Genomic DNA, 26,337 nt, shown 5'->3' with positions numbered 1-26,337 from the left:
GGCATCCTCAGCGACAGGCCTCGCGCACGCGATCGTCCCAGCCGCGCTGCATGAGGTAGTCCGGTCGCCGCAGTGCGCGACGCAAGGCCTCCTCGCGCAGGCGCTGCATCCGCCTGCAGGCATCGGGATCACGCTGGAGGGTGATCAGCGCCGCCTGGCCGCCCGATTGCACGCGTGCACCGCGCTTGCGGGTAACGGCGGCGCGGCGCGGCGCGCTGGGCGTTGCTCCCGCCTGAAGGGTCGCAGCGCCTCCAGCGTGCGGCCGCCATTGCCCGCCGGCCTCATCGACCGCGCAGGGCCGGTCCTGATAGCGCACGGCGCCCGCGGCGACGCAGCGATGGATGTCCCCCCCGTCCCGTGCCTGCACGCTTGTTGCCACAGCCGATAGAAGCGTCAGCACCCAGACCAGCGTCCTCAGGATCACCGTGCGCATGAAAAGCCTCCATGGAAGGCCCACCGTCGTCCATCGGGTGGCCGTCTGCCAAGCGCGGTGCGCGGCAGGGCCCACCTTTCGTGATTGCTGTATTCCGCTGTCTGCGGCCAGCGACGAAGCTGCTTGGCGTGGATGACCTGCACCGCCACTCCCTCCCCACCGGCGAAGACGAATGATCGCCCTGCTTGCCCGCCTGCGCGACACGGCGCGATGCCATGCCGAACACCGCGCACGGGTCCGCCGCATCGAAGCGGGCGTGCTGGTGCTCATCGTACTCAGCGTGCTGGTGCTGATGGCCGACAGCGTGCCCGAGGTCCATCGTCGTCATGGGCCCCTTCTCAGCGTTCTGGAGTGGACCTTCACCGCGCTTTTCACGATGGAATACCTGCTACGCCTCTGGCTGCTCCGACGTCCGTGGCGCTATGCGCGCAGTTTCTTCGGTGTGGTCGACCTGCTGTCGATCCTGCCGGTGTTCCTGGCCTTGCTGATGCCCGGCCTGCACGTGCTGGCCGACGTCCGCCTGCTGCGGCTGCTGCGGCTGTTCCGGATCCTGCAGCTGCCGTTCTATCTGGAAGAAACCCGCCACCTGCGCCAGGCACTGGTGCGTGCACGGCGCAGCATCCTGGTGTTCATCGGCGTCATGGTCCTGCTGCTGGTGCTGCTGGGCACGGTGATGTTCCTGGTCGAAGGGCCGCGCAACGGGTTCAACAGCATCCCCACGGGCGTGTACTGGGCGGCCGTCACCATGAGTACGACCGGCTACGGCGACCTGACCCCACAGACCGCGCTGGGACGTTTCATCACCGGCTGCGCGATCCTGCTCGGCTACGGCATCATCGCCTTTCCGACCGGCCTGCTGGGCGCGGAGATATTCGCCGGTGTGCTGCAGGATCGCGACGCGACGGCGACGGGCTGCCGTTGCAGCTGCCACCGGCGCCCGCCCGCTGCACCGCCCGATCCGTAAGCCTCAGGGCGCGGCCTTCGCCGCCTCTGCGTTCCACTGTTGCACCTGGCCACGGACCTGCTGCAACAACGCATCCAGGGCAGCGCGGTCCAGTACGGTGCCGCGCACGATCACCGTATTGATCCGTTCGGTCGCCCGGATGTCCTGCAACGGGTTCGCGTCGAGCAGCACCAGGTCAGCGGCCTTGCCCGCTTCGACCGCGCCATAGCGATCCAGGGTGCCGAACCAGGCAGGTCCCGCACGGGTGGCGGCGGCGAGCGCCTGCGGCGCGGTCAGGCCTTCGCGGACGAACAACTGCATTTCCTGGTGCAGGCCGATGCCGGGAAAGTTGAACGAATTGAGGAAGCCCGCATCGGTACCGGCAATGATCGTCACCCCCGCTTGCTGCAGCATCGGCAGCACCGCGGCCACGTCGTGGTAATGCTGGTGGCGGGCGGCGATCTGCGCCGGCGTTGCCTTCGCCGCGCGCTCCACACGCCAGGCGTAGGTCGCGCGCAGGCCGGGCCCGATATACGCCAGGTAGGGGTCGGCGTGATGGTCGTCCTGGTCGAGGAAGTCGAGGATCCGCCCGCCATTGAGCGTCGGTGTCACGAATACGCCGCGACGGGCGAAATCACGGTAGGCAGTCATCGCCGTCGGCCGGTCGAAGCTGGTATCGATACGCTGGTTCGCCTGTGCCCGGTCGATCCTGCCGGCTGCGAAGTCCGCGGCGATGGCGGCTTCGTCGCGACTGCCCGCCTTGAAGGCGTAGTCCAGGTGCTCGATGGACGCCAAGCCCGCATCGACGGCCTGCTCCACCGTCAAGGCCATCGGTATGTGCCCGGAGGCCTTCAGTCCCACCTTGCGCGCCGCACGGGCCGCATACAGGAACAACGGCGGCTTCAGCGTACTGTCGGTGATCTTGACGAAATCCACCCGGTCACGCTGCAACTGCGCGATGGCAGCATCCACGTCGGCCTCGCTGCCCACCTCCAGGGTGCCTTTCCAGACCGGCTTGATGCCCTCGATCTTGGCGCCGGAGGTCAACAGGCGCGGGCCGAACAAGGTGCCCGCTGCGATATCGCTACGCCATTCAAGCACCTGCTGCGGCAGGTCGCCCGACGCATCGCGCACCGTGGTGATGCCGTGCGCGATGTACAGCGGCAGCAGGGCCTTGTTCTCTTCCACCAGCGCCGGCCCGCCACCGAAATGCACGTGCATGTCCCACAGCCCGGGGATCAGGTAGCGGCCGGCAGCTTCCACCTGCCGCGCTGCGGTCCACTGCGCCTGCATGGCGGCATCGGGCCCCACCGCGACAATCGCTTCGCCCCGGATCGCCACGCTTTGCCCGGGAATGGCGCGCGCGTGTTCGACGTCGATGACCACCGCATGCCGGATCAGGACGTCCGCTGTCTGCGGTGCCGCCTGCGCGATCGCAGGCAGGGCGAGGGCGAGACTCAACAAGGTTCGGGAAAACATGGCAGGCATCCGGCGAAGCGGCGCGTCGGCCGCGGGTGAGGCGGAACCGCGCGCTGGCCTGTCCCGTCAGCGCATGGTAGAACTCGCAAACCGCATGCGGAAACAAAATAAGTGAATGCCAGTCATGACGCAGTCGAATAGATTGCTGTTCGAGCTTGACCTGCTGCGCGCGCTCGTCGCCGTCGCGGACTTTAGTAGTTTCACCGCCGCCGCCAGTCGCTTGCACTCAACGCAGTCCACCATCAGCCAGAAGATCCGTCGGCTGGAAACACTGGCCGGCCATCGCCTGCTCGAGCGCGGCCATCGTGACGTGCAGCCCACCGACGCCGGCCATACCGTGCTGGGCCATGCGCGGCGGATGTTGGGCGTGAACGATGAACTGCTGCAGGCATTGGCCGGCGAGACGGTGGCCACCACGCTGCGCCTGGGCGTGCCCGAGGACTTCGTCAACGCGCGCACGACCGGCATGCTGGCCACGTTCAGCCGCCGCCACCCCCAGGTCAGGCTCGAGATCAGCAGCGGCCTGAGCCGTGACCTCGCCCACGGCTTCGACCATGGCGAACTTGATCTGGTGCTGGTGAAACAACGACGCAACAGTCGCCCCAGCGTGTACTGCTGGCCCGAGCCCCTGCACTGGATCGACAGCGCCCGTGCGCCCTGCGCCGCCGCAGACGTGCTGCCATTGGTGACGTTCCCGCCGCGCGGCCTGTACCGGGATGAGATGCTGCACGTCGTGGAAACGCTGGGCAGGCGGTGGCGCATCGCATTCACCAGTTCCTCGCTCAGCGGTATCCAGGGCGCGGTCGCCGATGGGATCGGCATCAGTCTGCTGCCGCGCCGCGCGGTCCGCGCCGATCACCGCATCATCGACGGTGAGCACGGGCTGCCCCTCATCGACAATTACGAGATCGGCATCCTGTTCCGCGACACGGCCGACGAGGGCGTGCACGCACTGGCACGCGAGCTCAAGCACCAGGTGGACGAGGAGTCGACCTGATCGGTGCGCGTCACGCCGGCGGCGGCACCACCCAGCGGCCTTGGCGCATCGACAGCCGTGCCGCCGGCGTGCCCGCCACGGCCGCCGCCGCATTGTCCGCGCGCACCGCGAAGAACGTGGCCGGCTTGCCCTCGCCCAGCCCGTGCTCCTGCAGGCCGAGCACCGCGGCCGCGTGCGTGGTCACCATGTCCAGCGCCAGTTGCAGCTCGGCATCGGTATTGAAGCCTGAGCGGTAGCCGATCAGCATCGCCCGCTGCAACAGGTCGCCGTTGCCGTACGGCCACCAGCTGTCACGGATGTTGTCGTTGCCGGCGAACAGGCGAACCCCCAACGCGTGCAGGGCCGCTACCGGTGGGAAGGGATGGTCGCCCGGCGCGTTGGTCATGATCGCAACATCGGCACGTGCCAACTGCTCCCCTACCTGCAGTGCCCGTGCCAATGGCACTTCGCCCAGGGCATAGGCATGGCTCACCGCCACCCTCCCCTGCAGTCCCCCGGCAGCCGTGCGCTCGCAGATGCGCTGCAATTGCCGCAGCCCCTGCTCGCCGGTTTCGTGCAGATGGATGTCGATGCGCGCGCCATGGCGTTGCGCCAGATCGAACAACAGGTCCAGCTGACCTTGGGCATCGCCGTCCAGCAGATCCGGATCGATGCCGCCGATCACCTGCACACCCGATTCCAGCGCCTGCTGCAACACCTGCGCGGTACCCGCACAAGACATCACCCCGGCCTGCGGGAAGGCGACGTACTGGATGTCGAGCAGGTCCGCGCATCGCGCGTGGGCGTCCTGCACGGCATGTAGGTTGCGCAGCCCGGTGGTGGCGTCCATGTCGATATGGCAGCGCACCGCACTGGTTCCCCAGCCGATGATCTGCCGGATCAGTGCTTCGGCCCGGTCGGCCATCGGCGCCGCAGTGGCCAAGGCGTCTTTCTCCTGCGCCAGGCGTTCACGCAGGCTGGCGACCGACTGATGGGGATGCCAGCGGTCGCCGACAAAGCTTTTGTCCAGATGAATGTGGCCGTCCACCAGCGCGGGCAGCACGGTATAGCCGGTGAGGTCGGTCGCGTCCATCGGCGGCGATCCCGGCGGCAGCGTGCCGAAATGGCTGAAACGGCCGCTATCGACGGTGAACGCCAGCGGCTGGCCGGCGGAATCCACGGCACCGTGGAAATGCTGGGCGCGCATCTGCGCCTCCTTCAGGGGGATGAATGCTGCGGACCTTACGCGCCGCGCGTCTGGCCCTGCAAATGAAATCCCTGCATCGCAGGCATGCACGTCGGCGATGGCCCGCGCTGGGCCGCCCACCGTGCGTGCACGGCAGCGGGTAAACTAGGCACCAGAATCAAGCGTGGACTCCCATGGGCCCGTTCAACCGCCCCGACCGACTTCGCTGGCAGGCCGCTTCCGTGCTGGCTGCCGCGCCGATTGCCGCGCTTGCGGCAGGCGACGTGCCCGCGCCGCCCCTGGACGCACCCGTGCACGCCAGCCCTGCCGCCCTGGTGGCGGATCTGCATCGCCGCCTGCTCGCGGGCCAGAGCGCGACGGCCACCCTTGAAGCCTGGTGTGCCGAGCATGGGCTTGCCGACACCCCGCGCGTGCGTGCTGTGCGCGTGCGCGGCGTGCAGCGTGACGCCCCGGTGGAGGTGCGCAGCGCCCTCGCGATAAATGACGCCACGCCGCTACGCTACCGTCGGGTCCAGCTGACCTGCGGCCAGCGCGTGCTGTCCGAAGCCGATAACTGGTATGTCCCGTCCCTGCTGACGGCTGCGATGAACCACGCGCTGGACAGCAGCGATGAACCGTTCGGCCGTGTCGTGGCGCCGCTCGACTTCAAACGGCAGACACTGCACGACCGGGAATTCTGGCCGCCACGCGTGGACGGTGCACGTGCCACGGTGCTGGAAGTGCGCGCCCTGCTGCGCGATGGCCAGCGTCGTCCCTTCAGCTACGTGGTGGAGAATTATCAGCAGGAGATCCTGCCGCGGCAGACGCCAGCGCCAGGTGGGACGGCACCCCACCGCTAGCGGGGTGGCACAGCCAGCGGAGCGATCCGCACCAGCGCATCCGGGCCGATATCCGCAATACACCGTGCACCGGTGAGCGTCATCGCCACGCGCATTTCCCTGGCGATCAGATCCAGCAGGTTGCCCACGCCGACCTCGCCGTGCGTCGCGAGTGCATACACGAACGCACGCCCAAGCAGTACGGTATCCGCACCCAGGGCGAGCATGCGCACCACGTCCAGGCCGGTGCGGATGCCCGAGTCGACGAGGATCTTCAGGTCGCCCTGCACCGCATCGGCGATCGGCGGCAAGGCCCGCGCCGTGGACAGCACGCCGTCCAGCTGGCGGCCGCCATGGTTGGACACCACGATGCCATCCGCACCGAAGCGCACCGCCTCGCGCGCATCGTCCGGATCCAGGATCCCCTTGATCACCATCGGCCCCTTCCAGAACTCGCGGATCCACTGCAGGTCCTTCCAACTGATGGACGGGTCGAAGTTGCTGCCCAGCCAGCCGATGTAATCGGCCAAGCCAGTGGATTCACCGCGATACACCGAAATGTTGCCGAGATCATGCGGCCGCCCGTTCACGCCAACGTCCCACGCCCACCGGGGGTGCGTAAGCACCTGTAGTGCGCGTCGCAACGCCGCATGCGGGCCACTCATGCCGGAATGCGCATCGCGGTAGCGCGCACCGGGTACCGGCATGTCCACGGTGAACACCAGCGTCGAGACGCCTGCTGCCTGCGCGCGCTCCAGTGCATTGCGCATGAAGCCGCGGTCACGCAGTACATAAAGCTGGAACCACATCGGCCGCTGTATCGCCGGGGCGACTTCTTCAAGCGCACAGACCGACACCGTGGACAGCGTGAAGGGGATGCCATGCCGGTCCGCCGCACGCGCTGCCTGCACTTCGCCCCGTCGGGCGAACATGCCGGTCAGTCCCACCGGCGCCAGCGCAACGGGCATCGACATCGCTTCGCCGAACAGCTCGGTCTCCAGGCTGAGCTCGGCCATGTCACGCAGGACGCGTTGGCGCAGCGCGATGTCGGCAAGGTCGGACACGTTGCGCTGCAACGTCTGCTCGGCGTACGCACCGCCATCGAGATAGTGGAACAGGAACGGCGGCAGCCTGCGCTTCGCGGCGGCACGGTAATCGGAGGAAGCGGAGATGATCATCGGTCAGCCAGGGTCGAGGAGCAGCGGTACGCCCGCCGGGTACAGGGATGCAGTGAACCGCCCTGCCGCCATCGAGCCCATTAGACCATGGGCTACCCTGGCCGCTGGGCCCCTCCTCCGATACCGATCAGTCGCGCTTCTCGATGCGTTTTTCAACGCGCTGCATCACGGCCAGCACGATCACACACATCAACGTGACCCCGGTGGCGATGACATACGCCCCGATGCCCACGGCAATCCCCACGGCAGCCGACATGATCAGTGAGCTGGCCGTGGTCAATCCGCTGACCTCACCGTCGCGCGATCCCCGCAGGATCGTGCCGGCCGCCACGAAGCCCACGCAGGCAATCACCGCTTCGATCAATCGGATGGGGTCGACCTGCAGCAGGTCGCGATACTGCTCCTGGCGGAAATGCTCGGCGACCGAATCCCCCAGGCCGACGATCAGGGCGGCCGCACCGGCGATGAGCATGTGCGTACGCAGGCCGGCCGCATGCTTGCCGAGCTCCCGCTCGAAGCCGATGACGCCGCCGAAGACCATGGCCGCCGCCACACGTAGCAAGATCGAGACATCCTGGCTGAGATCCATCGCACAACTCCGGTCGAATGATCCGGCACGTTGGCGAGGGTCACGTGCGGATGACGTGAAGCGGCAATGCCCCGCGCACACCGCACCGGCGCCGCAGCTCACACGGCCAGGTACCCGCCATCGATGGCGTAATACGTGCCGGTCGCGAACGATGCGGCGTCGCTGGACAACCACGCGACCAACGCGGCCACCTCCTCCGGCGTACCCAGCCGCTTCATCGCATGGCGCCCTTCCAGGGTCGCGCGCACCTTGGGTTCCATCGTCTCCAGCAACGGCGTGCTGATGAATCCCGGACCCACGGCATTGATGCGGATCTTGTCGGCGGCGTGCTCCCACGCGGCGGTCTGGGTCAGGCCCACAACCCCGTGCTTGGCCGCCGCGTAGGCGGACGATCCGGCGTAACCCACCTGGCCGAGGATCGAGGCCATGTTGATGATGCTTCCGCCTTTGCCCGCTGCACGCATGGCCTGGATCTGCGCACGCTGGCACAGGAAGACACTGGTCAGGTTCACATCGATCACCCGGCGCCAGCCGTCGATGGGGTAGTCACCGCTGCTCGCGGCCGGGCCGGAGATGCCGGCATTGTTGACCGCGATATCCACCCCGCCGAATGCGTCCACGGTGCGCTTCACGGCAGCCTCGACGGCAGCCTCATCGGTAACGTCCAACGCGATCCCGATGGCCTCGGCACCCTTGGCCTTCAGATCGCTGACCGTGGCATCCACTGCCTCCTGCTTGAGGTCCCATACGGCAATCCGGGCACCGGACGCGGCGAGCATTTCAGCAACGGCCAGGCCGATGCCGGACACGCCGCCAGTGACGATCGCGGTCTTGCCCTGCAGCTGGTAATCAATCATGTGCGTACTCCTCGTTTGGACAGGCGTGGTGCAGGCACCACCTGCGTCCGACCCTACGCCGCAGCGCGTTATGCCCCCGCCTTCTCTGTCCACGCCTCGTGCAACAGGCCTTCCCATGATTGCAACACCGCATCGCCTATGTTCGCTGCGATGCTGCAGATCCCCCTTCCCCACCACGAGGTTTCCATGTCAAACGATGACACCGTGTTGTTCTCCCCCACCCGCTTGGGCGACATCGACATCGCCAACCGGATCGTGATGGCCCCGCTGACGCGCAACCGCGCGCAGGCAGATCGCGTGCCCACGCCACTGGCGGCGACGTACTACGGACAGCGCGCAAGTGCCGGCCTGATCATTGCCGAAGCTACACAGATCAACCCGCTCGGCCAGGGGTACCTGGACACACCCGGCATCTACAGCGACGCGCAGATCACCGGGTGGAAAGCGATCACCGACGAAGTGCACGCTCGCGGCGGACGCATCGTCCTGCAGCTGTGGCATGTCGGCCGGATCTCGCATACCAGCCTGCTGCCGGACGGTGAGGTCCCGGTGGCGCCCAGCGCCCTGCGTGCGGATACGAAGACGTTCACGGCGAACGGATTCGAGGAGGTCTCCACGCCGCGCGCATTGGCACTGGATGAGCTGCCGGGCCTCGTCGAGGACTACCGTATCGCCGCACGCAATGCGATCACCGCAGGCTTCGACGGCGTGGAGGTCCACGCCGCCAACGGCTACCTGATCGACCAGTTCCTGCGCGATGGCAGCAACCACCGCGACGATGCGTACGGCGGCAGCATCGAAAACCGTACCCGCCTGTTGTTTGAAATCGTCAGTGCCGTCGCCGACACCATCGGTGCCGCACGCACCGGTGTGCGCCTGTCGCCGACCACGCCGGCCAACGACGCCCACGACAGCAACCCGCAGCCCTTGTTCGAGCGCGCGGTGGAGCGTCTGGAAGGTATCGGCGGACTGGCCTTTGTCCACGTCATCGAAGGCGCCACCGGTGGCGACCGTGACAACATCGACTTTGATTACGCTGCGTTGCGCTCACGCTTCACCGGGCCGTGGATCGTCAACAACGGGTACGACAAGCAGCACGCAGTCGACGTGCTCACGGCCGGGCAGGCCGACGCGGTCGCGTTTGGGCGGCCCTTCATTGCCAATCCGGACCTGGTGGAACGCCTGCGCCGGAATGCACCGCTTGCACAGCCGGACCAGGACACGCTGTACGGCGGCGGCGAACACGGATACACCGACTACCCCGCACTGGGCAGTTGAGCCAGCGGACACGACGCCACAACGTAAGAGAGCCCGCCTGCTTACGCGGGCGGGCTCTGTTCGTCGCCTGGATCAGCGGACCGCTGTTTCCTGCAGCGTGATGTCCACGACCTGCAGGGGCTCAGCGGCCGTACGACCCAGCTGCACCTGGTAGGTGCCCGCCGCGATCGTCCACTGGCGCGTCGCCGGATCAAAATCGGCCAGCGTTTTCGGCTCGGCATCGATGCGGATGCGGCGCTGTTCGCCCGGCTGCAGCGTCACCTTGTCGAAGCCCACCAGGCGGATCGGCGTGGTGTGTCCCTGCGGCAGCTTGAGGTACAGCTGGGCCACGTCCGCACCGGCGCGTGCACCGGTGTTGCGTACATCCACGCTGGCCACCAGACGCTGGCCCTCCACGCTGACGCTCAGGTTCTCGTACGCGAACTGCGTGTACGACAGGCCGTGGCCAAACGCGAACGTCGGTACCAGGCCCTTCGCCGCTGCCCACTTGTAGCCCACGTTGGCGCCTTCGATATCGAAGTCGAAGATATCCACCGGCGGCTGCTTCGGGTTGAAGCCCAGGCCCGGGATCTGCGGCCGCGGCAGCTGCGATTCGTCAACCACCCAGGTCACCGGCAGGCGGCCGGACGGGTTGGCCTTGCCGGTCAGCAACGCCGCGATGCCTTCACCGCCGCGGATGCCCGGGTACCACGCCTGCATCAGCGCCGGCACCTGCTGCAGCCACGGGGTGCGCACCGGGCCGTTGGTTTCCAGCACGACCACGGTCTTCGGATTAGCCTTGGCCACGGCGGCGATCAAGCCGTCCTGCTTGTCCGGCAACTGCATGTCCGGCAGATCCACCGACTCTGCCGCCCACTGCGTGGCAAACACGATGGCCACGTCGGCCTGGGCCGCAGCGCGTGCCGCAGCGGCGGTGTTGCGGCCGTCCACGTACTGGATGTCGGCGTCCGGACGTTCGGCACGCAGCGCTTCCAGTGGCGAGGACGGGTGGAACATCACCGGGCCCGGCCACGTCGTCGGCAGCACGCCCGGTACCGCGTTGGTGCCCTTGGCAGTGATGCCGACCATCGACGAACCGCCGCCGCCGATCACGCCCTTGTCCGCGTGACCGCCAATGATCACGATGCGCTTGACACTCTCGGCCAGCGGCAACAGGTTGCCCTCGTTGCGCAGCAGGACGCTGCCCTCTTCGACCGTGCGCTGGGCCGCGGCGAAGCCGGCTTCGACATCGATCTTGAGGTGCTGCGGCGGATTGTCGAAGTTGCCGTGCAGGAACATCGTGCGCAGGATGCGCGACACCATGTCATCCAGGCGGGCCTGCGGCACCACACCGCCGGCCACGGCCATGCGCAGTGGTGCATCGAAGAACGTGGTGGCATCGAAGACTTCGCCGGCCGACTGCTGGTCCAGCCCGGCCAGGGCGGCCTTTGAACCGCTGTGCACGCCGCCCCAATCCGACATCACGAAACCGGGGAACTTCCACTCCTGCTTCAGCACCTGGTTCATCAGGTAGGGATGTTCGCAACCGTAGATGCCATTGATCTTGTTGTACGAACACATGGCCGAACCGGGCTTGCCCAGCTCGATGGCGATCTCGAACGCCAGCAGGTCCGACTCGTGCATGGCCTGGTCGCCGATCTGCACGCTGTGGAAATTGCGCCGTGTCTCCATGTCGTTCAGCGCGTAATGCTTCATCGTGGAGATGACGTGCTGGCTCTGGATGCCACGGATCGACTCACCGACGATCACGCCGGCCAGCAACGGATCCTCACCGGCGTACTCGAAGTTGCGGCCGTTGCGCGGGTCGCGCTGCAGGTTGACGCTGCCACCCAGCAGGATGTTGAAGCGCTGCTGCCAGGCCTCGCGGCCCATCGTGGCACCGCCGGTATAGGCCACTTCCGGGTTCCAGCTGGAGGCAGTGGACGGGCCCGACGGCATGGCGGTGGCGAAATCACCCGGGCGGATGCCGCCCGGATTGGTGACGCCCACGCCCGCATCGGCAGACTGCTGCGCCGGGATGCCCAGTCGCTCCACGCCCGGTACGAAACCGGCCGAACCGACCGCGCCTTCCGGCAGCGGACCGCCATCCTTGCCCAGGCCGAAATAGCTGCGCAGCATCTGGAATTTTTCGTCCTGGGTCATTTCACCCAGCAGCAGCCGCGTGCGCTCATCCGCACTCAGGGCCGCATCCATCCACGGCTTCGCACCGCCCGCCGCTTCGGCGTAGTCCAGCACCAGCAGGCGCGCGGCCAGCGACTTGCCGGCCGCATCACGCAGCGCCACCTTCTGCACATCCGCGTCGGCGAAGCCCGCGCTTGCGGCGCTGTCCAGCCCGGTCGCGGTGAATCCATCAATGCGTGCCTTGCCACCCAGCACCACCGCCGGTGCGCCAAGACGCGAGGCACTCAACAGCGAGGCCATGCCGTTGGCATCCTGGTCCGCATCGGTATACAGCGCTACCACGTTGCGGCCGTCGGCCACGCGCAGGTAGCTGCGGCCCGGATGGTCCGGGCCGGATTCGGCCTGCACCGGCAGGCGGCTCAGCACCACCTGGCCGCGCGCATTGCCCTGCGCATCGACATCGGCCTGCACGAAGCGATAGGCGTAACCCAGTTTGTCAGCCAGGGTCTGCAGCGGGTCGATCGCCCCCGCTGCGCGCTGGACCTCGTGCACGGCCACGATATCGGCCTGCAGGCCAGGCAACTGGCTGGCAAGCGCCGCGACATCGGCACTGGCCGGGGCTTTTTCCAGCGCAAGCACGCTGAAGCCGGGCGCGGTGTCGGCCGCGAAGGCCGGTGCGGAGAGCGCGACGGCAATGGCCGCGGAGAGGGAAAGCTGCTGTGTAAACGTTTTCATCGACGGACGTTTGAATACCGATGCCTGCGCAGTCGGTCCTGGAAAGGGTGCCGCCGAAGGGAGCAGCGCTAGCCATGCGCAGGCATCACCAAAGCGATGCTGCGCGGGCCGGGGTGCAGCAGGCCTGCGCACGGACCCCTCCGTCCGGCGTGACAACCTGCTGCGGGTCGCAGAGCAACCCAACAGGTGAAGAGTCGTTTACCGGGTTATTTGCTGTCAACCTCTGACGCATACGCCAAAGGTCGCAGGCGCGGCTGGGGCACCCTGGCCAGCTGCGCTGGCGTCGCTGGCGGATCCCTGCATGGCGTCTGCAGCTCTCGCGCACCTTCAAGCCCGGCGTGACGCCGTGACGCCGGGCTTTGCCCGGCGCATCGCCCTTACCCTTGCCGTACTCAGCGCGGACCGAACATCAGCTCAAGGTCATTGCCCTGCGGCATGCCCGAGCGACGCTGCACGTTGCCTTCGGCATCCTTGAACAGGATTCCCGGCGTGCCCTGGAAACCAAGTTCCACCATCAACGCCTGGTTGGCTTCCAGCTTGCGGCCGACGTCGGCACTGATGGCGACCGGCTTGATGCCGCCGCGTTCGAAGCCGCGCTCGTTTTCCAGCAACGCCGCGCTGGGGTCCTTCGCACCGATGATGGCCGCCGCCTTGCCGGGGCTGTCTTCGCGGATGACACCGACCATGATGTGGCGCAGCTGCACCTTGCCGGCATCCACCCAGGGACGCGCCGCATCCCAGAATCGGTGGCAGTACGGGCAATTGGCATCGCCGAAGGTGTAGACCACGCGTGGCGCGTCCGCCTTCCCGTCGGCAACCCAGGCACTGTTCTCCAGCTGGCTCCAGATCTTCGTGGTCATGGGGCCGGCGACCTTTGCCGTCAGCAGGTCACGTCCCACGTCATTGCCCTGCGCATCGAACAGGCTGCCGACCACCACGTGCTTGCCATCCGGGGTGAGGTAAGCGGCCGCAGGCTGCTGTCCACCGACCACGCCGGCGAAGCCGCGCAGGCCACCGGGTGCGTCGAATTCGGATACCACCTCGAAGCCCAGCTTCTGCAGGCCCTTGATCGGTGCAGGCACGGCCGCGCCGTCCTTGGCCGCCGCCGGCTTGCCGCCGCCAGCGGCTGCAGGCGTGGGGGCCTGCGCCTGGCCGCAGCCGGACACCGCCAGCAGGATCGGCAACACCAGCGCTACCGGGGCAGCGCGCAGATACGTGGGCAACATGGAAAACTCCTGGTTGATTGCGTGCGCAAGGCTACCTCAGCCCGCGCAGTTTGTGCTCCAGCCCGGCGGCGGTAAGTTCACCGAGGTGCAGCTCTCGAAGGCGACCATCACGGTCGAAAAACAGGGTGCTGGGATAGGCCTGCACCCCCAGCGCATCGCCGGTGGCGGACGGCGCATCCAGCAACACGCCCTGCAGCGCCGGCGCGTGCTGCCGTAGGAAGCGCTGGACGGTTTCAGCGTCTTCGCCCTGGTTGACGAACACGAAGCGTACCTGCCCATGCCGGCGTTGCGCGGCGGAAAGCACCGGCATTTCGCGCACGCAGGGGCCGCACCAGCTGGCCCACAGATTCAGCACCAGCGGCTGGCCCTGGGTATCGGCGAGCCGGACCGGCGCGCCTGTCAGGTCCTGCAGCACTACCGCAGGCACCTGCACGCGCTGTGCCTGCAGGTGCTGCAGGCCGAACGACGCCAACAGCCAGCCACTGCTGCCCAGCAGCGCAGCCGCCAGCACCGGCCCCCGCACGGCGGGTGCCTTGCGCAGGCGCCAGATGGCCCAGGCTGCAGCGGCGACGAAGAAACCCAACGGGTCGAATCCGCCATCGCCGATGCGCAGCACCGACCAGGGCGACTCCAGGTAAGTGGCCGCGTTGCGCAGCACGAACACTCCGCGTGCACCGACCAGCCCGAGCAGGAACATGTCCAGCAGCAGCGCGTTCGCAGGCCGCCACGACAGCGACGGAGGCCGCGGCCAGAACCGCGCGACCGCCATCGCCAGCAACAGGAACACGAGGGCCAGCACCACCGGGAGCGGTACTGGCCCGACACTCAACATCGCTTGTCCCTCATCACCACACCCTGCCCTGCACTGTCGCGACCGCTGATGCTCCACGACCCCTGCATCCAGCACAAGACAGAGAAAGCGCCGCCATTCAGGCGGCGTGGCGATCAACCGGGCGCACCGGCGTACCCATCACCGAAGGCACCGGCGCGGGCGCCAGCGAGCGATCACGCAGCTTGCCGGAGACCATGCGGCGATACGTTGCCGGTGTCATGCCGACGATGCGCAGGAACAGGCGCCGAAACGCACTCTGGTCCGCGTAACCGACCCCCCACGCCACTTCATCGATCGCGCCGCCCTGCTGCAGCAGCAACTGGGCCTTGGCGATGCGCAGCCGCTGACAGTACTCGATGGGGCGCAGGCCCGTCGCTTTCAGGAACCGCCGCTGCAGCGTGCGCGGCTCCAGTCCCGACGCCTGGCAGATCGCGCCCAGCGTCGCACCGCGTGCCGCGGTGGTGTGCAGCCAACGCTGCGCCTTCAGCACGTCACGGTCACCGTGGGCGAAATTGGCACTGAACCGCTCCAGGTCCTGCTGGATTGCTGCGGGCACCACGATGCCCTGCTGCTGGGCCACGGCCGCCATGACGCCTTGACCGTGCACGCGGTACAGCAGGCGCAGGGCCAGGAAACGCCACGCCTGGGAGCCGCTGACGGTCAGCAGATCACCATCATCCACCAGCAACCGCTCGCTGGGCACCCAGCTGCCGCTCTGCGCATTCAGGCCGGGAAAGCGGGTGCTGTCCAGACTGGCCACGGCACGCCCGGCCAACAGCCCGGCACGTGAAAGCACGCCGATTCCGTCATTTACCGCCGCCAGCAGGCTGCCGCCATCGTAGTGCGCACTCAGCCATTCCAGCAGGATCGCCTCGTCACGGATCTGGCCGTTCTGGCTTACCTGTCCCGGCAGGGCGATGATCGCCGGCACCGTCGCATCCAGTACGTCCGCGCCGGCTACGCGCTGTGGCCCACCGCCGTCATTGGCCATGACCCAGCGCGACACCAGGATGCGCGCGGTATGGCGCCCCTGCTGTTGCGCGAGCCGGTTTCCGACGTGGGCCATTTCGGCCAGCATCGATGCCGCAGACGGGTCGGCGCCCGGGTATTCAACTACTGCGATTTCTGTCAGATCGTTCTTGTGTGCGTCCATCAGCTCCTCCTCTTGCCTCCCGCGAACAGAGTCGGCGCCATTGACAGCGTGACTCTTCGGTGGCTGCAGGTTAGGAACGGCGGACAGGCCGAGGCTATGAAGAAAGCTGCAATCTGCGTCAAAAGCCTTGCATTTAGCTCGGTATTGACTCTAGACCACACTCAAGGGTTGATGATGGTCACATTCGGAGGTGCAGATGAACATTGGTCAACTCGCGCGCCATGTGGGCGTGCCTATCGATACGGTCCGTTATTACGAGCGCCAGCAGCTATTGCCGCCGGTGCACAGGTCAGCGGCCGGTTATCGGGTCTTCGACGAGAACGCGGTGCAGCGGCTGCGCTTCATCCGCCGCGCCAAAACGTTGGGATTCACCCTGCAGGAAATCGCTGAACTGCTTTCGTTGTCGGCGCGCGCACCGCAGGACATGGCTGCGGTGCGGCTGGCCGCTACCGCCCGGCTTGCCGATATCGACCAGCGGGTGCGCGAACTGCAGCGGATGCGCGAGGGGTTGGCGCACCTGGTCGACGCTTGCCCTGGCCATGGCGCGCTGGCCGCCTGCCCGATCATGGCCGCCCTGCAGGAGGACCCCGCATGAGCCCGACTGCCTGCTGCGGCAGCTCCGCCCCTGCCGACAGCGTGCAAGCGAAGGATCCGGTCTGCGGCATGACCGTGGACCCCGCCACCACGCCCCACCGCACCCAGCACGATGGCACGGAGTGGCACTTCTGCAGTGCACGTTGCCGCGAACGGTTCATCGCCGATCCGCGCCGGTTCCTTGATCCGCAGACGCGCCCCATCGTGGCCGCCGGAACACCGTATACCTGTCCGATGGACCCGGAGATCATCCAGGACGGACCGGGCAGCTGCCCGATCTGCGGCATGGCGCTGGAGCCGATGATGCCGACGCTGGATACGCAGGAGAGTCCCGAGCTGATCGACTTCCGCCGTCGCTTCTGGTGGTCGCTGCCGCTCAGCGCAGCCACCATGGCGCTGGCCATGCTGGCGATGACGCCCCTGCTGCATGCCCTGCCTGCGGGCACGCGCGTCTGGATGGAGGCCGCACTCGCTACGCCGGTGGTGCTGTGGGCCGGCTGGCCCTTCCTGCACCGGTGGGCGCAGTCCATCGTCAACCGCAGTCCGAACATGTGGACACTGATCGGCACCGGCGTCATCGCCGCCTATGGCTATTCGCTGGTCGCCACCCTGGTTCCAGACCTGTTCCCGGCCTCGTTCCGCACGCACGGCCATGTCGCGGTGTATTTCGAAGCCGCCGCGATGATCGTATCGCTGACCCTGCTCGGCCAGTTGCTGGAACTGCGCGGACGCGCGCGCACGTCCGACGCGATCAGGGCCTTGCTGGGTCTGGCACCGAAGACGGCGAGGCGGATCGATGCCGATGGCAGCGAACACGACGTGCCACTGTCTTCGATTGCGGTGGGTGACCGCCTGCGCGTACGCCCCGGCGAGAAGGTACCCGCGGATGGCCTGATCCTCGACGGCCAGTCCCATCTGGACGAATCGATGCTCACCGGCGAGCCGGTGCCGGTCACCAAGCGCGCGGGGGACAGCGTGATTGGCGCCTCGTTGAATGGAACCGGCGCGCTGGTAATCCAGGCCGTACGCGTAGGCGAGGCCAGCCTGCTGTCGCAGATCGTGCAGTGGGTGGCACAGGCCCAGCGTTCGCGCGCGCCGATGCAGAAGATGGCGGACAAGGTGGCGTACTGGTTCGTGTTGGCGGTGCTGCTGGTCGCCGTGCTGACGTTGCTGGGATGGGGCTGTTCGGCCCTCCGCCGTCATGGACGCATGGACTGCTCAACGCGGTCGCGGTGTTGATCATTGCCTGCCCGTGCGCGCTGGGCCTGGCCACCCCGATGTCGATCATGGTCGCCAGCGGGCGCGCTGCGCAGCATGGGGTGCTGTTCCGTGATGCCGAAGCGATCGAAAAGCTGGGCGACATCGATACGTTGGTAGTGGACAAGACCGGCACCCTGACCGAGGGCCGCCCTGCATTCGGTGGCGTCATCGCGGCGCCCGGCTTCATGCCCGACCAGGTGCTGCAGTTGGCGGCCAGCCTGGACCAGGGCAGCGAACATCCCCTGGCCACGGCCATCGTGGCCGAAGCACGCCGTCGGCAGATCACGCTGTTGCCCGTGGAAGACGTCGATTCGATTACCGGCAGGGGCGTGCGCGGCGTGGTCGGTGGCCGTGCGCTGCTGATTGGCAGCAGCAGCCTGATGGCCGACAACGCGGTCACGCTGCAAGGCGCAACGCGCGACGATGCGGACGCCCAGCGCAGCCGCGGTGCCAGCGTGATGTTCCTGGCCGCCGACACGGTACTTGCGGGCATGCTGTGGGTGATCGATCCGATCAAATCCACGACCGCAGAGGCACTCACCGCGCTGCGCGCCGACGGCCTGCGCATCGTCATGGCCAGCGGCGACGACGCACGCACCGCGCGGGCCGTGGCCGCGGCACTGGATCTGGATGAGGTGCACGGCACCATGAGCCCGCAGGACAAAGCCATGCTGGTGACGCGCCTGCAGTCAGAGGGGCGCAAGGTGGCGATGGCCGGCGACGGCATCAATGACGCCCCGGCGATGGCCAGCGCCGACGTCGGCATCGCCATGGGCACCGGCACCGATGTCGCCATGTCCAGCGCACAGGTGACGCTGGTAAAGGGCGACCTGCGCGGCATCCTGCGTGCACGGCATCTGTCACGCATCACGGTACGCAACATGCGGCAGAACCTGGCGTTCGCGTTCGTCTACAACGGGATCGGCATTCCGGTAGCCGCCGGCGTGTTGATGCCATGGGGTATCAGCCTGTCCCCGATGCTTGCCGCCGTAGCGATGAGCGTGAGTTCAGTATCGGTGATCGGCAATGCGCTTCGACTGCGTACACAGCGTCTTCCGGATGGCTGAAGCGGCCTGCAGAAAACTGCAATAAATGCTTGCCATCCCCAGACCCCATCGCTATGATTTCGCACCTCGGCGACGTGGGGCCATAGCTCAGCTGGGAGAGCGCCTGCATGGCATGCAGGAGGTCAGCGGTTCGATCCCGCTTGGCTCCACCACACTTCCGGCAATAGGCCGTCGGAAGGTCGCGAAAAATTGATGAGATACGCGTCCCCATCGTCTAGAGGCCTAGGACATCACCCTTTCACGGTGGCGACCGGGGTTCGAATCCCCGTGGGGACGCCACTCATCTGGACAAGCAGGACCTGGCCGAAACCGGGTCTTTTTTGTTCATCGCCTTCGGCCTTCACGGGCGGCGCGCATTGCATTTCCTTCACTGCCGGTGCGGGACGATACAGGCGACAGGAAGCAGAATAAGTGCTTCCACAAACGTGAATAAGCCGGTATGATAGGCGGCTCGGTTACACGGGGCCATAGCTCAGCTGGGAGAGCGCCTGCATGGCATGCAGGAGGTCAGCGGTTCGATCCCGCTTGGCTCCACCACTTTCGACAATAGGCCGTCGAAGGTTCTACAACTTGAAGTTTTTCGTGCGTCCCCATCGTCTAGAGGCCTAGGACATCACCCTTTCACGGTGGCGACCGGGGTTCGAATCCCCGTGGGGACGCCAGTTTCAAACGGAAACCTGACCCATCAGGCAACCGGGTTTCATCGGGGCCATAGCTCAGCTGGGAGAGCGCCTGCATGGCATGCAGGAGGTCAGCGGTTCGATCCCGCTTGGCTCCACCACTCCAGGCATTAGGCCGTCTGGATAGCAGTACAACTCAAGTTTTCGTGCGTCCCCATCGTCTAGAGGCCTAGGACATCACCCTTTCACGGTGGCGACCGGGGTTCGAATCCCCGTGGGGACGCCAATTCTGCAAAAACCCGGCTTCGGCCGGGTTTTTCTTTTCCTGCGCTAAGCTGCCTCCATGTGCTACTCCGCCCAGATCCGCGCCGACTACGCCAAGCTGGTCCGCCATTACGGCGCGACGATGTCGCTGGAAGAATTCTCCCGTCTTTACACCTTCGACCCGGCCAAGAAACGGCCGAAGACACCGAAGGCGATGGACGACGGATTCCGGGGTGCGCGCACCGACCAGGGTCGCGGGATCGTGGCGATGATCCAGCAATGGCATGCCACCGAGCACGCCGAACTGGAGACCGAACTGCACCGCCAGCACGAACGCCGCCGCACCGCGCAGGCCGCCCTGGCCAGCACCCCCACACAGAAAGCCCGCAATGAACTGCGCATCGCCGGCAACCGGATCGAGCGCGCACAGTCACGCCTGGACGACCTGCAGCGCAGCCAGCACCTGCCGCGCGACAACCGTATTTTTCCCGGCACCTATGCGCCGGTGATCGTGTCCGAACAGGGCCGGCGGGTGATCAAGCCGATGCGCTACCAATGCAGGCTGCCTGACAAACCCGCGCGCAACGACGCCCTGTATCCGGGTACCTACAACGCGCGCAGGGACAGCCTCGAGGGCTATTGGCGCGGCGCCTTCGGCCATCGCCATGGCGTGGTGGTGGTGCAGTCGTTCTATGAGCACGTGCCGCGCAAGGGGCTCCCGCTGGCAGCCGCCGATGACGAGCGCGATGTCGTGCTGGAATTCCAGCCACGTCCCCTGCGCGATCTGTTGATTGCCTGCCTGTGGGCCGAGTGGGAGGGTCCCGAAGGTCGCCTGCTTTCCTTCGCCGCCGTGACCGATGAGCCGCCACGCGATGTGGCAGTAACCGGTCACGACCGGGGTATCGTGCCCATCCGCGACGTCCATCTGGATGCATGGCTGAATCCGGACCCCACTGACCTCGCCGCCCAGTACCGCATTCTCGATGATCGCGAGGATATTCAGTACGTGTGGAGCGAGGCCGCCTGATCGTCGCTGCCCCTACCCGTCTGCCGCCGTTTTGTTTACACTACGCGGCCACGCTGCCGGTGTGGCGGAATGGTATACGCAGCTGACTCAAAATCAGCCGGGGGTGACCCCATGAAGGTTCGAGTCCTTTCACCGGCACCAGTGACATCAGAACAGCCAGGCCCGCGCCTGGCTTTTTTGTGCCTGTGATCACGCCCTCCGCCACAATCCCCAGCTGACCCAGCCGCCGTGGCCGAGCGTGGCCATCAACAGTCCCACTACGGCCCAGCGCAGCACCGCTGCCACCTCCAGCTGCACCGCCTGGCCCTGCAGCTGCTCCAGCAGCAGCCAACCGATGACCGCAGCCACCCATGCGCCCATTGCGGGCCGATAGGCACGAAGTACGTTCTGATCCCAACCTGTCATCTCTGCCACCGGTGTGTCTGAAGGTGCGGCCAGTGTTCCCTGCCCCGCTCTCACCAGCTGAGATCTTCAGCAAACCACGTCACGCCACAGTGGGCGGCAGGACATCCGCCTCGCCATCCGTTTCGGACTGCACGGTATTGCGACCCGACGCCTTGGCCCGATAGCACTGCACGTCGGCAGCCGCCACGGCTTCATCCACGCTCATGCCGGCCCGTATCGACGCGATGCCGATGCTCACCCCGACGCGTATCGTGTGCTGCTCCCACGGGATGCTCAGCCCGCCGATCCCGTGCAGCAATTCGCCTGCGATGCGCTGTGCGCGCCGCAATGAGCAGCCCGCCAGGATCACCGCGAACTCGTCACCGCCCAGCCGCGCGACCACGTCCGAATCGCGGACGCCGTGGCGCAGCACGTTGGCCACCGCCCACAACACCGCATCACCGGCAAGATGGCCGTACGTATCGTTGACCGGCTTGAACTGATCCAGGTCGATGAACATCAGCGAGGCGGCCTGACCCGTCCGCTCCAGATGGGCGATCGCCTGCTGCAGATGGGCATCGAAACCCCGCCGGTTGATCAGCTCGGTCAGGGGGTCCAGCTCGGCCAGCTGCCGCGCCTCGCGCTGACGGGCGCGCAGTTGGGTCACGTCACGGATCACCCACACCGCCCCCCGCAGCGTGCCGGCATCATCGTGCAGCCATGCCTGCGATACATCCACCGGCACGTTGACGCCCTCCTGCACCAGCAGCAGATCCGAGTGCAGATCCACCGCATTGCTGTCCGGATCCAGCAGCACCGACATGTCCAGCACCGACTGTGGCGCGTACTCGGTGGTCAGCTGCATCACCTCGGACACGTGGCGCCCATGCAGCGTCCCCTCCCCGCGCAACGCGCGGACCGCAGCGGCATTGGCATGCTCGATGCGCCCCTGCAGGTCCACGCTGAGCACCAGGTCGGTCACGGCATCCAGGGTGATCCGGCTGCGCGCCTCGGCTTCCAGCACGCGCAGTTCGCTGGCGCGCTCGCTGGTGACATCCTGGATCTGCGATACGAAATGCAGCGGATCGCCCTGTTCGCTGCGGACCAGCGACACCGACAGGCGCGCCCATATCAAGTGGCCATCGCGGCTGATGTAGCGCTTGTCCAGATGATAGTGGGCACGCTTGCCGCGCAGCAGGTCATCCACCAGCTGCAGGTCGGCGTCCAGGTCTTCAGGATGGGTCAGACGCTGGAAATCAACCTGCAGCAGCTCATCGCGGGAGTAGCCAAGGATCCGGCACAGCGCGTCGTTGACGTCCAGCCAGCGCCCTTCCAGCGACACCAGCCCCATGCCCAGCGCGGCACTGGTGAAGGCGCCGGCAAACTTTTCCTCGGCCAAGCGGGCTTCGGCCCGCGCCTGCAGGACCTCGGTCACGTCCGTCGCCATGCCGACGAATCCGGTGATGTCGCCCTGCGCATCGGCCAGCGCGCTGACCGACAAACGGACCTGCCGCTGCCGCCCGTCTTTGCGTACGAATGTCCATTGGCGCGAGAACGTATGCGCGCGCGCCCGCTCGCTGAGAATCCCGAACAGATCCGTGCCGTCCCGTCTCTGCTCCGCCGGCAGGGTCTGCAGGAAGTGCTGCATGTCCTGCACTTCGTGGAACAGCGTCGGGCGTGCCTGTCCGACCACCTCGTCCGCCTGATAACCCAGCAGACGCTCGGCACCCGAATTGAACAGCGTGATCGTTCCGGCGAGGTCGGTGACGATGATCGCCACTTCGTCGGACGCATCCACGATCGACTGCAACCGCTGGCGAGCCGCCGATACGTCGTGCCGCGCCTGCTGCAGATCGTTCACATCGGCATGCGCACCCGCCATCCACAGGCCACCGCCTTGGGCATCCCACTCCAGCACCCGCCCACGGTCCTGCACCCAGACCCAGTGGCCCTGGCGGTGGCGCATGCGCACCAGGCACTCGTAGAACGGGGTCTCGCCCCTCAGGTGCGCGGACAGTACCGCGTCGGAGCGCTGCAGGTCATCCGGGTGCACCAGCTGCACGAACGTGTCGGACGACACTGGCTCCAGCTCGGCCAATGCGTAGCCGACGATCTCCGCCCATCGCGCGTTGACCCGCATCTCGTCGGTCTGCGGATTCCACTCCCAGGTCCCGGCGGCACTGCCATCGATCACCCCTCGCAATCGCCGGATCTCGGCAAGTGCAGCATCCAGCTGCGACTGCAGCGGTGGCGCGGGAGGGGTTGCCGGCAAACTCATGGGAAGGCGCCGCGCAGGGCGTTGCCGAGCCCCCTCGCGCCTTCGCGCCCGACCCGGATCACCCTGCCTGCAGAACTGAGCTCCAAACCGCCTCCCGGCATCTGCTGCTGAACCCGCGGGCCCATTCAACGCGCAGTGTGCTCAATACGGCGTCAATGCGTAAGCCCCTCGGTCACGGTTCGACAGAAAGGCCGCTGCCGCATCACGAGGGCCGGCAGCACGCCCTGCGGTCAGCTGCGCTTGGCGCGGGCAAAAGCGTCGGCCAGCGCACTGTTGGCCGGCGCACTGGAAGCGGGCGCGCCCCGGCCGCCGCCACCGTCCGTGCGCGCCCGCGCGGGACCTCGGCTGCCTTCCTCGCGCCGTGCCGGACGGCCAGTACCGGCGGCACCGGCACCGCGCTCATCACGCGCACCCGGCCGGCTGGTGGACTGTCCCGGCACATCATCCAGCCGCCGGGTCAGCGCGATGCGCTTGCGCGCCACGTCGACCTCCAGCACCTTCACCTTGACGATATCGCCGGCCTTGACCACGTCCCGCGGATCCTTCACGAACGTGTCGGACAGCGCGGAGATATGCACCAGACCGTCCTGGTGCACGCCGATATCGACGAAGGCACCAAACGCGGCCACGTTGCTGACCACGCCCTCCAGGATCATCCCTTCGCGAAGGTCCTTGATGTCCTCCACGCCCTCGGCAAAACGAGCGGCCTTGAACTCCGGGCGCGGATCGCGGCCGGGCTTCTCCAGCTCCTTCAGGATGTCGCGCACGGTCGGCACGCCGAAGGTTTCGTCGGTGAACTGCTCTGCCTTCAAGCCGCGCAGGAAACTGCCATCCCCGATCAGGGCGCGGATCGGGCGGGCCGTCGCCGCCACGATGCGCTCCACGACCGGATAGGCCTCCGGGTGCACCGACGACGCGTCCAGCGGCTGGTCGCCATCGGCGATGCGCAGGAAGCCGGCGCACTGCTCGAACGTCTTGTCGCCCAGCCGCGGCACCTTCAGCAGGTCCTTGCGGCGCTTGAACGGCCCGTTGTCGTCGCGATGGCGCACGATGTTCTCGGCGACGGTCGACGACAGCCCCGATACCCGCGACAGCAACGCCGCCGATGCCGTGTTGACGTGCACCCCGACCGCGTTGACACAATCTTCCACCCGCGCTTCCAGTGCGCGCGCCAGCCGGTACTGATCCACGTCATGCTGATACTGGCCTACGCCGATCGCCTTCGGCTCGATCTTCACCAGCTCGGCCAGCGGATCCTGCAGGCGACGGGCGATGGAGACGGCGCCCCGGATGGACACATCCAGGTCCGGGAATTCCTTGGCCGCGAACTCCGATGCGGAATACACCGACGCACCCGCTTCGCTCACCACCACCTTCTGCAGTTTTGGATCCGCGCACGCAGCGATCACCTCACCGGCCAGCTTGTCCGTTTCACGACTGGCGGTGCCGTTGCCGATCGCGATCAGCTCCACGTTGTGCTTGATGCACAGGTGCTTGAGGGTCTGCAGTGACTGCTCCCACTGCCGGCGCGGTTCGTGCGGATAGATGGTATCGGTCGCCACGAGCTTGCCGGTGGCATCCACCACCGCCACCTTGCAGCCGGTGCGGATGCCCGGATCGAGGCCAAGCACGGTTTTCGGCCCGGCCGGCGCGGCCAGCAGCAGGTCCTTCAGGTTGTCACCGAATACCGTGATGGCCTCGGCTTCGGCCTTCTCGCGTGCCTGGTTGAACAGGTCCAGCAGCAGGTGCATGTGCAGCTTGGCCCGCCAGGTCAGGCGGCAGGCATCCAGCAGCCAGCGGTCCGCCGCACGCCCCTTGTCGCTGATACCGGCACGGAAGGCCACGCGGCCCTCGGCATACGCATTGCCCGCCTCGGCATCGGTGCCCGGGTCCAGCTCCAGGAACAGGATCTCCTCGCGTCGCGCGCGGAACAGCGCCAGCAGTCGATGCGACGGAATCTTCGCCAGCGCTTCGGCGTGTTCGAAATAGTCGCGGTACTTGGCGCCTTCGTTCTCTTTGCCTTCGGCCACGCGGGCGCGGATCACCCCGGTATCCGACAACCAGCTGCGCAGCTCGCCGACCAGTGCCGCGTCTTCGCCCCAACGTTCCATCAGGATCGCGCGCGCGCCCTCAAGGGCCGCCTTTGCATCGGCCACGCCCTTTTCGGTATCGACGAAGGTTTCGGCGAACACCTTGGGGTCCTGCGTCGGATCGTCCAACAGGCCATCGGCCAGCGGCTGCAGGCCGGCTTCGCGGGCGATCTGCGCACGCGTGCGGCGCTTGGTCTTGTACGGCAGGTACAGGTCTTCCAGGCGGCTCTTGGTGTCGGCGGCCAGGATGTCGTTGCGCAGGTCATCGGTGAGCTTTCCCTGCTCGTCGATGCTGGCCAGCACCGAGGCGCGGCGATCTTCGAGTTCGCGCAGGTAGGTCAGCCGGCTTTCCAGGTTGCGCAACTGGGTGTCATCCAGCCCGCCGGTGACTTCCTTGCGGTAGCGCGCGATGAAGGGAACGCTGGCACCCTCGTCGAGCAGGGCGATGGCGGAGCGCGCCTGGGCGGGCTGGGCACCGATCTCATCGGCGATGGTCTGGGCGATCTGCTGGGCAAGCGGGGTGTCTGACATTGCGTCCGGCCGGGGCCATAGTGCGGAAAGACCCCATTCTGGCCCGCGAGGGCAGGCAGCGGAAGGCGTTGACAGCGCATCGGATAACAGTGCGGGATGGTCCATCGCACCGGCCAGGACACGCGACCCTGCGTGTCCGGCCTGTTCAACAAGGGATCAGCGGTAGTAGCGCGCCGCATGCTGCATGACGATGTCGTCGCGCAGCCCTTCCAGCGCCATCAACCGGACCTTGCCCACGCCCTGCAGTTCCATGAGCCGCTCCGTGTAGATCTCCGGCCCCAGCGCCGTATCGGCGCGGGATTTGCTGAAGCCATAGGGCACCACGCCCTTGTCGCCATCCTTGCTACCACCGACATAAAGAACGATTGCCATGTGATGTGTTCCTCCAGGTTACGTA

Annotated in this window: 20 protein-coding genes, 7 tRNA genes and 1 pseudogene; 14 read left to right on the top strand and 14 right to left on the bottom strand. The window is 66.9% G+C overall.

Annotated features, from left to right (window positions below; genetic code table 11):
- Positions 1-7: 7 nt before the first annotated feature.
- Positions 8-433: a hypothetical protein gene (locus tag ABRP17_RS17190; RefSeq protein ID WP_349984371.1), complete on the bottom strand. Its 426-nt coding sequence runs from the start codon at positions 431-433 to the stop codon at positions 8-10.
- A gap of 172 nt (positions 434-605) precedes the next feature.
- On the opposite strand from ABRP17_RS17190, the gene ABRP17_RS17185 reads away from it, so the two are divergent.
- Positions 606-1,397: an ion transporter gene (locus ABRP17_RS17185; RefSeq protein ID WP_349984372.1), complete on the top strand. Its 792-nt coding sequence runs from the start codon at positions 606-608 to the stop codon at positions 1,395-1,397.
- A gap of 3 nt (positions 1,398-1,400) precedes the next feature.
- On the opposite strand, the gene ABRP17_RS17180 is transcribed toward ABRP17_RS17185, so the two are convergent.
- On the bottom strand, positions 1,401-2,855 hold the full coding sequence (locus ABRP17_RS17180) for an amidohydrolase family protein (protein WP_349984373.1): 1,455 nt from the start codon (positions 2,853-2,855) through the stop codon (positions 1,401-1,403).
- Between the two features lie 115 nt (positions 2,856-2,970).
- Between ABRP17_RS17180 and ABRP17_RS17175 the strand changes: the two genes are divergently transcribed.
- Positions 2,971-3,852: a LysR substrate-binding domain-containing protein gene (locus ABRP17_RS17175; RefSeq protein WP_349984374.1), complete on the top strand. Its 882-nt coding sequence runs from the start codon at positions 2,971-2,973 to the stop codon at positions 3,850-3,852.
- A gap of 10 nt (positions 3,853-3,862) precedes the next feature.
- Here ABRP17_RS17175 and ABRP17_RS17170 read toward each other — a convergent pair whose 3' ends face one another.
- The gene (locus tag ABRP17_RS17170) at positions 3,863-5,038 is read right to left on the bottom strand and encodes an amidohydrolase family protein (RefSeq protein ID WP_349984375.1); all 1,176 of its coding nucleotides are present in this window, start codon (positions 5,036-5,038) and stop codon (positions 3,863-3,865) included.
- Positions 5,039-5,211: 173 nt separating this feature from the next.
- On the opposite strand from ABRP17_RS17170, the gene ABRP17_RS17165 reads away from it, so the two are divergent.
- The gene (locus tag ABRP17_RS17165; protein ID WP_349984376.1) at positions 5,212-5,877 is read left to right on the top strand and encodes a hypothetical protein; all 666 of its coding nucleotides are present in this window, start codon (positions 5,212-5,214) and stop codon (positions 5,875-5,877) included.
- Here ABRP17_RS17165 and lldD read toward each other — a convergent pair.
- From lldD to ABRP17_RS17150, 3 genes are all read right to left on the bottom strand, one after another.
- Positions 5,874-7,034, bottom strand: a complete 1,161-nt coding sequence (lldD, locus tag ABRP17_RS17160; protein WP_349984377.1) for an FMN-dependent L-lactate dehydrogenase LldD — start codon at positions 7,032-7,034, stop codon at positions 5,874-5,876. The genes ABRP17_RS17165 and lldD overlap by 4 nt on opposite strands.
- A 127-nt stretch (positions 7,035-7,161) precedes the next feature.
- Positions 7,162-7,623, bottom strand: a complete 462-nt coding sequence (locus ABRP17_RS17155) for an MgtC/SapB family protein (RefSeq protein ID WP_349984378.1) — start codon at positions 7,621-7,623, stop codon at positions 7,162-7,164.
- 98 nt (positions 7,624-7,721) lie between these two features.
- A complete protein-coding gene (locus ABRP17_RS17150; protein WP_349984379.1) occupies positions 7,722-8,480 on the bottom strand; it encodes an SDR family NAD(P)-dependent oxidoreductase in 759 nt (252 codons plus the stop codon).
- A 186-nt stretch (positions 8,481-8,666) separates the two neighbouring features.
- Between ABRP17_RS17150 and ABRP17_RS17145 the strand changes: the two genes are divergently transcribed.
- Complete coding sequence (locus ABRP17_RS17145) at positions 8,667-9,758, top strand: alkene reductase (protein ID WP_349984380.1); 1,092 nt, start codon at positions 8,667-8,669, stop codon at positions 9,756-9,758.
- A gap of 72 nt (positions 9,759-9,830) precedes the next feature.
- Here the strand turns inward: ABRP17_RS17145 and ABRP17_RS17140 are convergent, their stop codons facing one another.
- The 4 genes from ABRP17_RS17140 to ABRP17_RS17125 all read right to left on the bottom strand — a co-directional run bounded on the left by ABRP17_RS17140 (position 9,831) and on the right by ABRP17_RS17125 (position 15,825).
- Positions 9,831-12,614 (bottom strand): glycoside hydrolase family 3 C-terminal domain-containing protein, encoded by a 2,784-nt coding sequence (locus ABRP17_RS17140; RefSeq protein WP_349984381.1) that lies wholly within the window; start codon positions 12,612-12,614, stop codon positions 9,831-9,833.
- Positions 12,615-13,006: 392 nt separating this feature from the next.
- On the bottom strand, positions 13,007-13,840 hold the full coding sequence (dsbG, locus tag ABRP17_RS17135; RefSeq protein WP_188327055.1) for a thiol:disulfide interchange protein DsbG: 834 nt from the start codon (positions 13,838-13,840) through the stop codon (positions 13,007-13,009).
- A 31-nt stretch (positions 13,841-13,871) separates the two neighbouring features.
- Positions 13,872-14,672: a TlpA disulfide reductase family protein gene (locus ABRP17_RS17130; RefSeq protein ID WP_349984382.1), complete on the bottom strand. Its 801-nt coding sequence runs from the start codon at positions 14,670-14,672 to the stop codon at positions 13,872-13,874.
- A 97-nt stretch (positions 14,673-14,769) separates the two neighbouring features.
- Positions 14,770-15,825: a GlxA family transcriptional regulator gene (locus ABRP17_RS17125; protein ID WP_188327053.1), complete on the bottom strand. Its 1,056-nt coding sequence runs from the start codon at positions 15,823-15,825 to the stop codon at positions 14,770-14,772.
- 196 nt (positions 15,826-16,021) lie between these two features.
- Here ABRP17_RS17125 and ABRP17_RS17120 point away from each other — a divergent pair, with 196 nt between their 5' ends.
- The 10 genes and pseudogenes from ABRP17_RS17120 (at position 16,022) to ABRP17_RS17075 (ending at position 20,798) form a co-directional block, all read left to right on the top strand.
- Positions 16,022-16,420: a heavy metal-responsive transcriptional regulator gene (locus tag ABRP17_RS17120; protein WP_188327052.1), complete on the top strand. Its 399-nt coding sequence runs from the start codon at positions 16,022-16,024 to the stop codon at positions 16,418-16,420.
- A gap of 68 nt (positions 16,421-16,488) precedes the next feature.
- Positions 16,489-18,746: pseudogene (locus ABRP17_RS17115) on the top strand (heavy metal translocating P-type ATPase).
- A 76-nt stretch (positions 18,747-18,822) separates the two neighbouring features.
- Positions 18,823-18,898, top strand: a tRNA-Ala gene (locus tag ABRP17_RS17110).
- Between the two features lie 51 nt (positions 18,899-18,949).
- Positions 18,950-19,025: transfer RNA gene (locus tag ABRP17_RS17105), tRNA-Glu, on the top strand.
- A 182-nt stretch (positions 19,026-19,207) separates the two neighbouring features.
- Positions 19,208-19,283 (top strand) — tRNA-Ala (locus tag ABRP17_RS17100).
- Between the two features lie 49 nt (positions 19,284-19,332).
- Positions 19,333-19,408 (top strand) — tRNA-Glu (locus tag ABRP17_RS17095).
- A gap of 43 nt (positions 19,409-19,451) precedes the next feature.
- Positions 19,452-19,527, top strand: a tRNA-Ala gene (locus ABRP17_RS17090).
- A 49-nt stretch (positions 19,528-19,576) separates the two neighbouring features.
- A tRNA-Glu gene (locus ABRP17_RS17085) sits at positions 19,577-19,652 on the top strand.
- A gap of 57 nt (positions 19,653-19,709) precedes the next feature.
- Positions 19,710-20,657 (top strand): SOS response-associated peptidase family protein, encoded by a 948-nt coding sequence (locus ABRP17_RS17080; protein WP_349984383.1) that lies wholly within the window; start codon positions 19,710-19,712, stop codon positions 20,655-20,657.
- A gap of 55 nt (positions 20,658-20,712) precedes the next feature.
- A tRNA-Leu gene (locus tag ABRP17_RS17075) sits at positions 20,713-20,798 on the top strand.
- A 48-nt stretch (positions 20,799-20,846) separates the two neighbouring features.
- Here the strand turns inward: ABRP17_RS17075 and ABRP17_RS17070 are convergent.
- The 4 genes from ABRP17_RS17070 to ABRP17_RS17055 form a co-directional block, all read right to left on the bottom strand.
- Positions 20,847-21,062, bottom strand: a complete 216-nt coding sequence (locus ABRP17_RS17070; RefSeq protein WP_188327049.1) for a hypothetical protein — start codon at positions 21,060-21,062, stop codon at positions 20,847-20,849.
- Between the two features lie 79 nt (positions 21,063-21,141).
- A complete protein-coding gene (locus ABRP17_RS17065; protein WP_349984384.1) occupies positions 21,142-23,319 on the bottom strand; it encodes a PAS domain S-box protein in 2,178 nt (725 codons plus the stop codon).
- A gap of 230 nt (positions 23,320-23,549) precedes the next feature.
- A complete protein-coding gene (locus tag ABRP17_RS17060; RefSeq protein ID WP_349984385.1) occupies positions 23,550-25,940 on the bottom strand; it encodes a Tex family protein in 2,391 nt (796 codons plus the stop codon).
- Positions 25,941-26,096: 156 nt separating this feature from the next.
- On the bottom strand, positions 26,097-26,312 hold the full coding sequence (locus ABRP17_RS17055) for a hypothetical protein (protein WP_349984386.1): 216 nt from the start codon (positions 26,310-26,312) through the stop codon (positions 26,097-26,099).
- Between the last annotated feature and the right edge of the window lie 25 nt (positions 26,313-26,337).

Origin of the sequence: Stenotrophomonas sp. WHRI 8082 (assembly GCF_040223995.2) — a bacterium.
Taxonomy (GTDB): domain Bacteria; phylum Pseudomonadota; class Gammaproteobacteria; order Xanthomonadales; family Xanthomonadaceae; genus Stenotrophomonas.
Note: the sequence above shows the minus strand (reverse complement) of the source record. Positions and strands in the feature narration are given on the sequence as shown.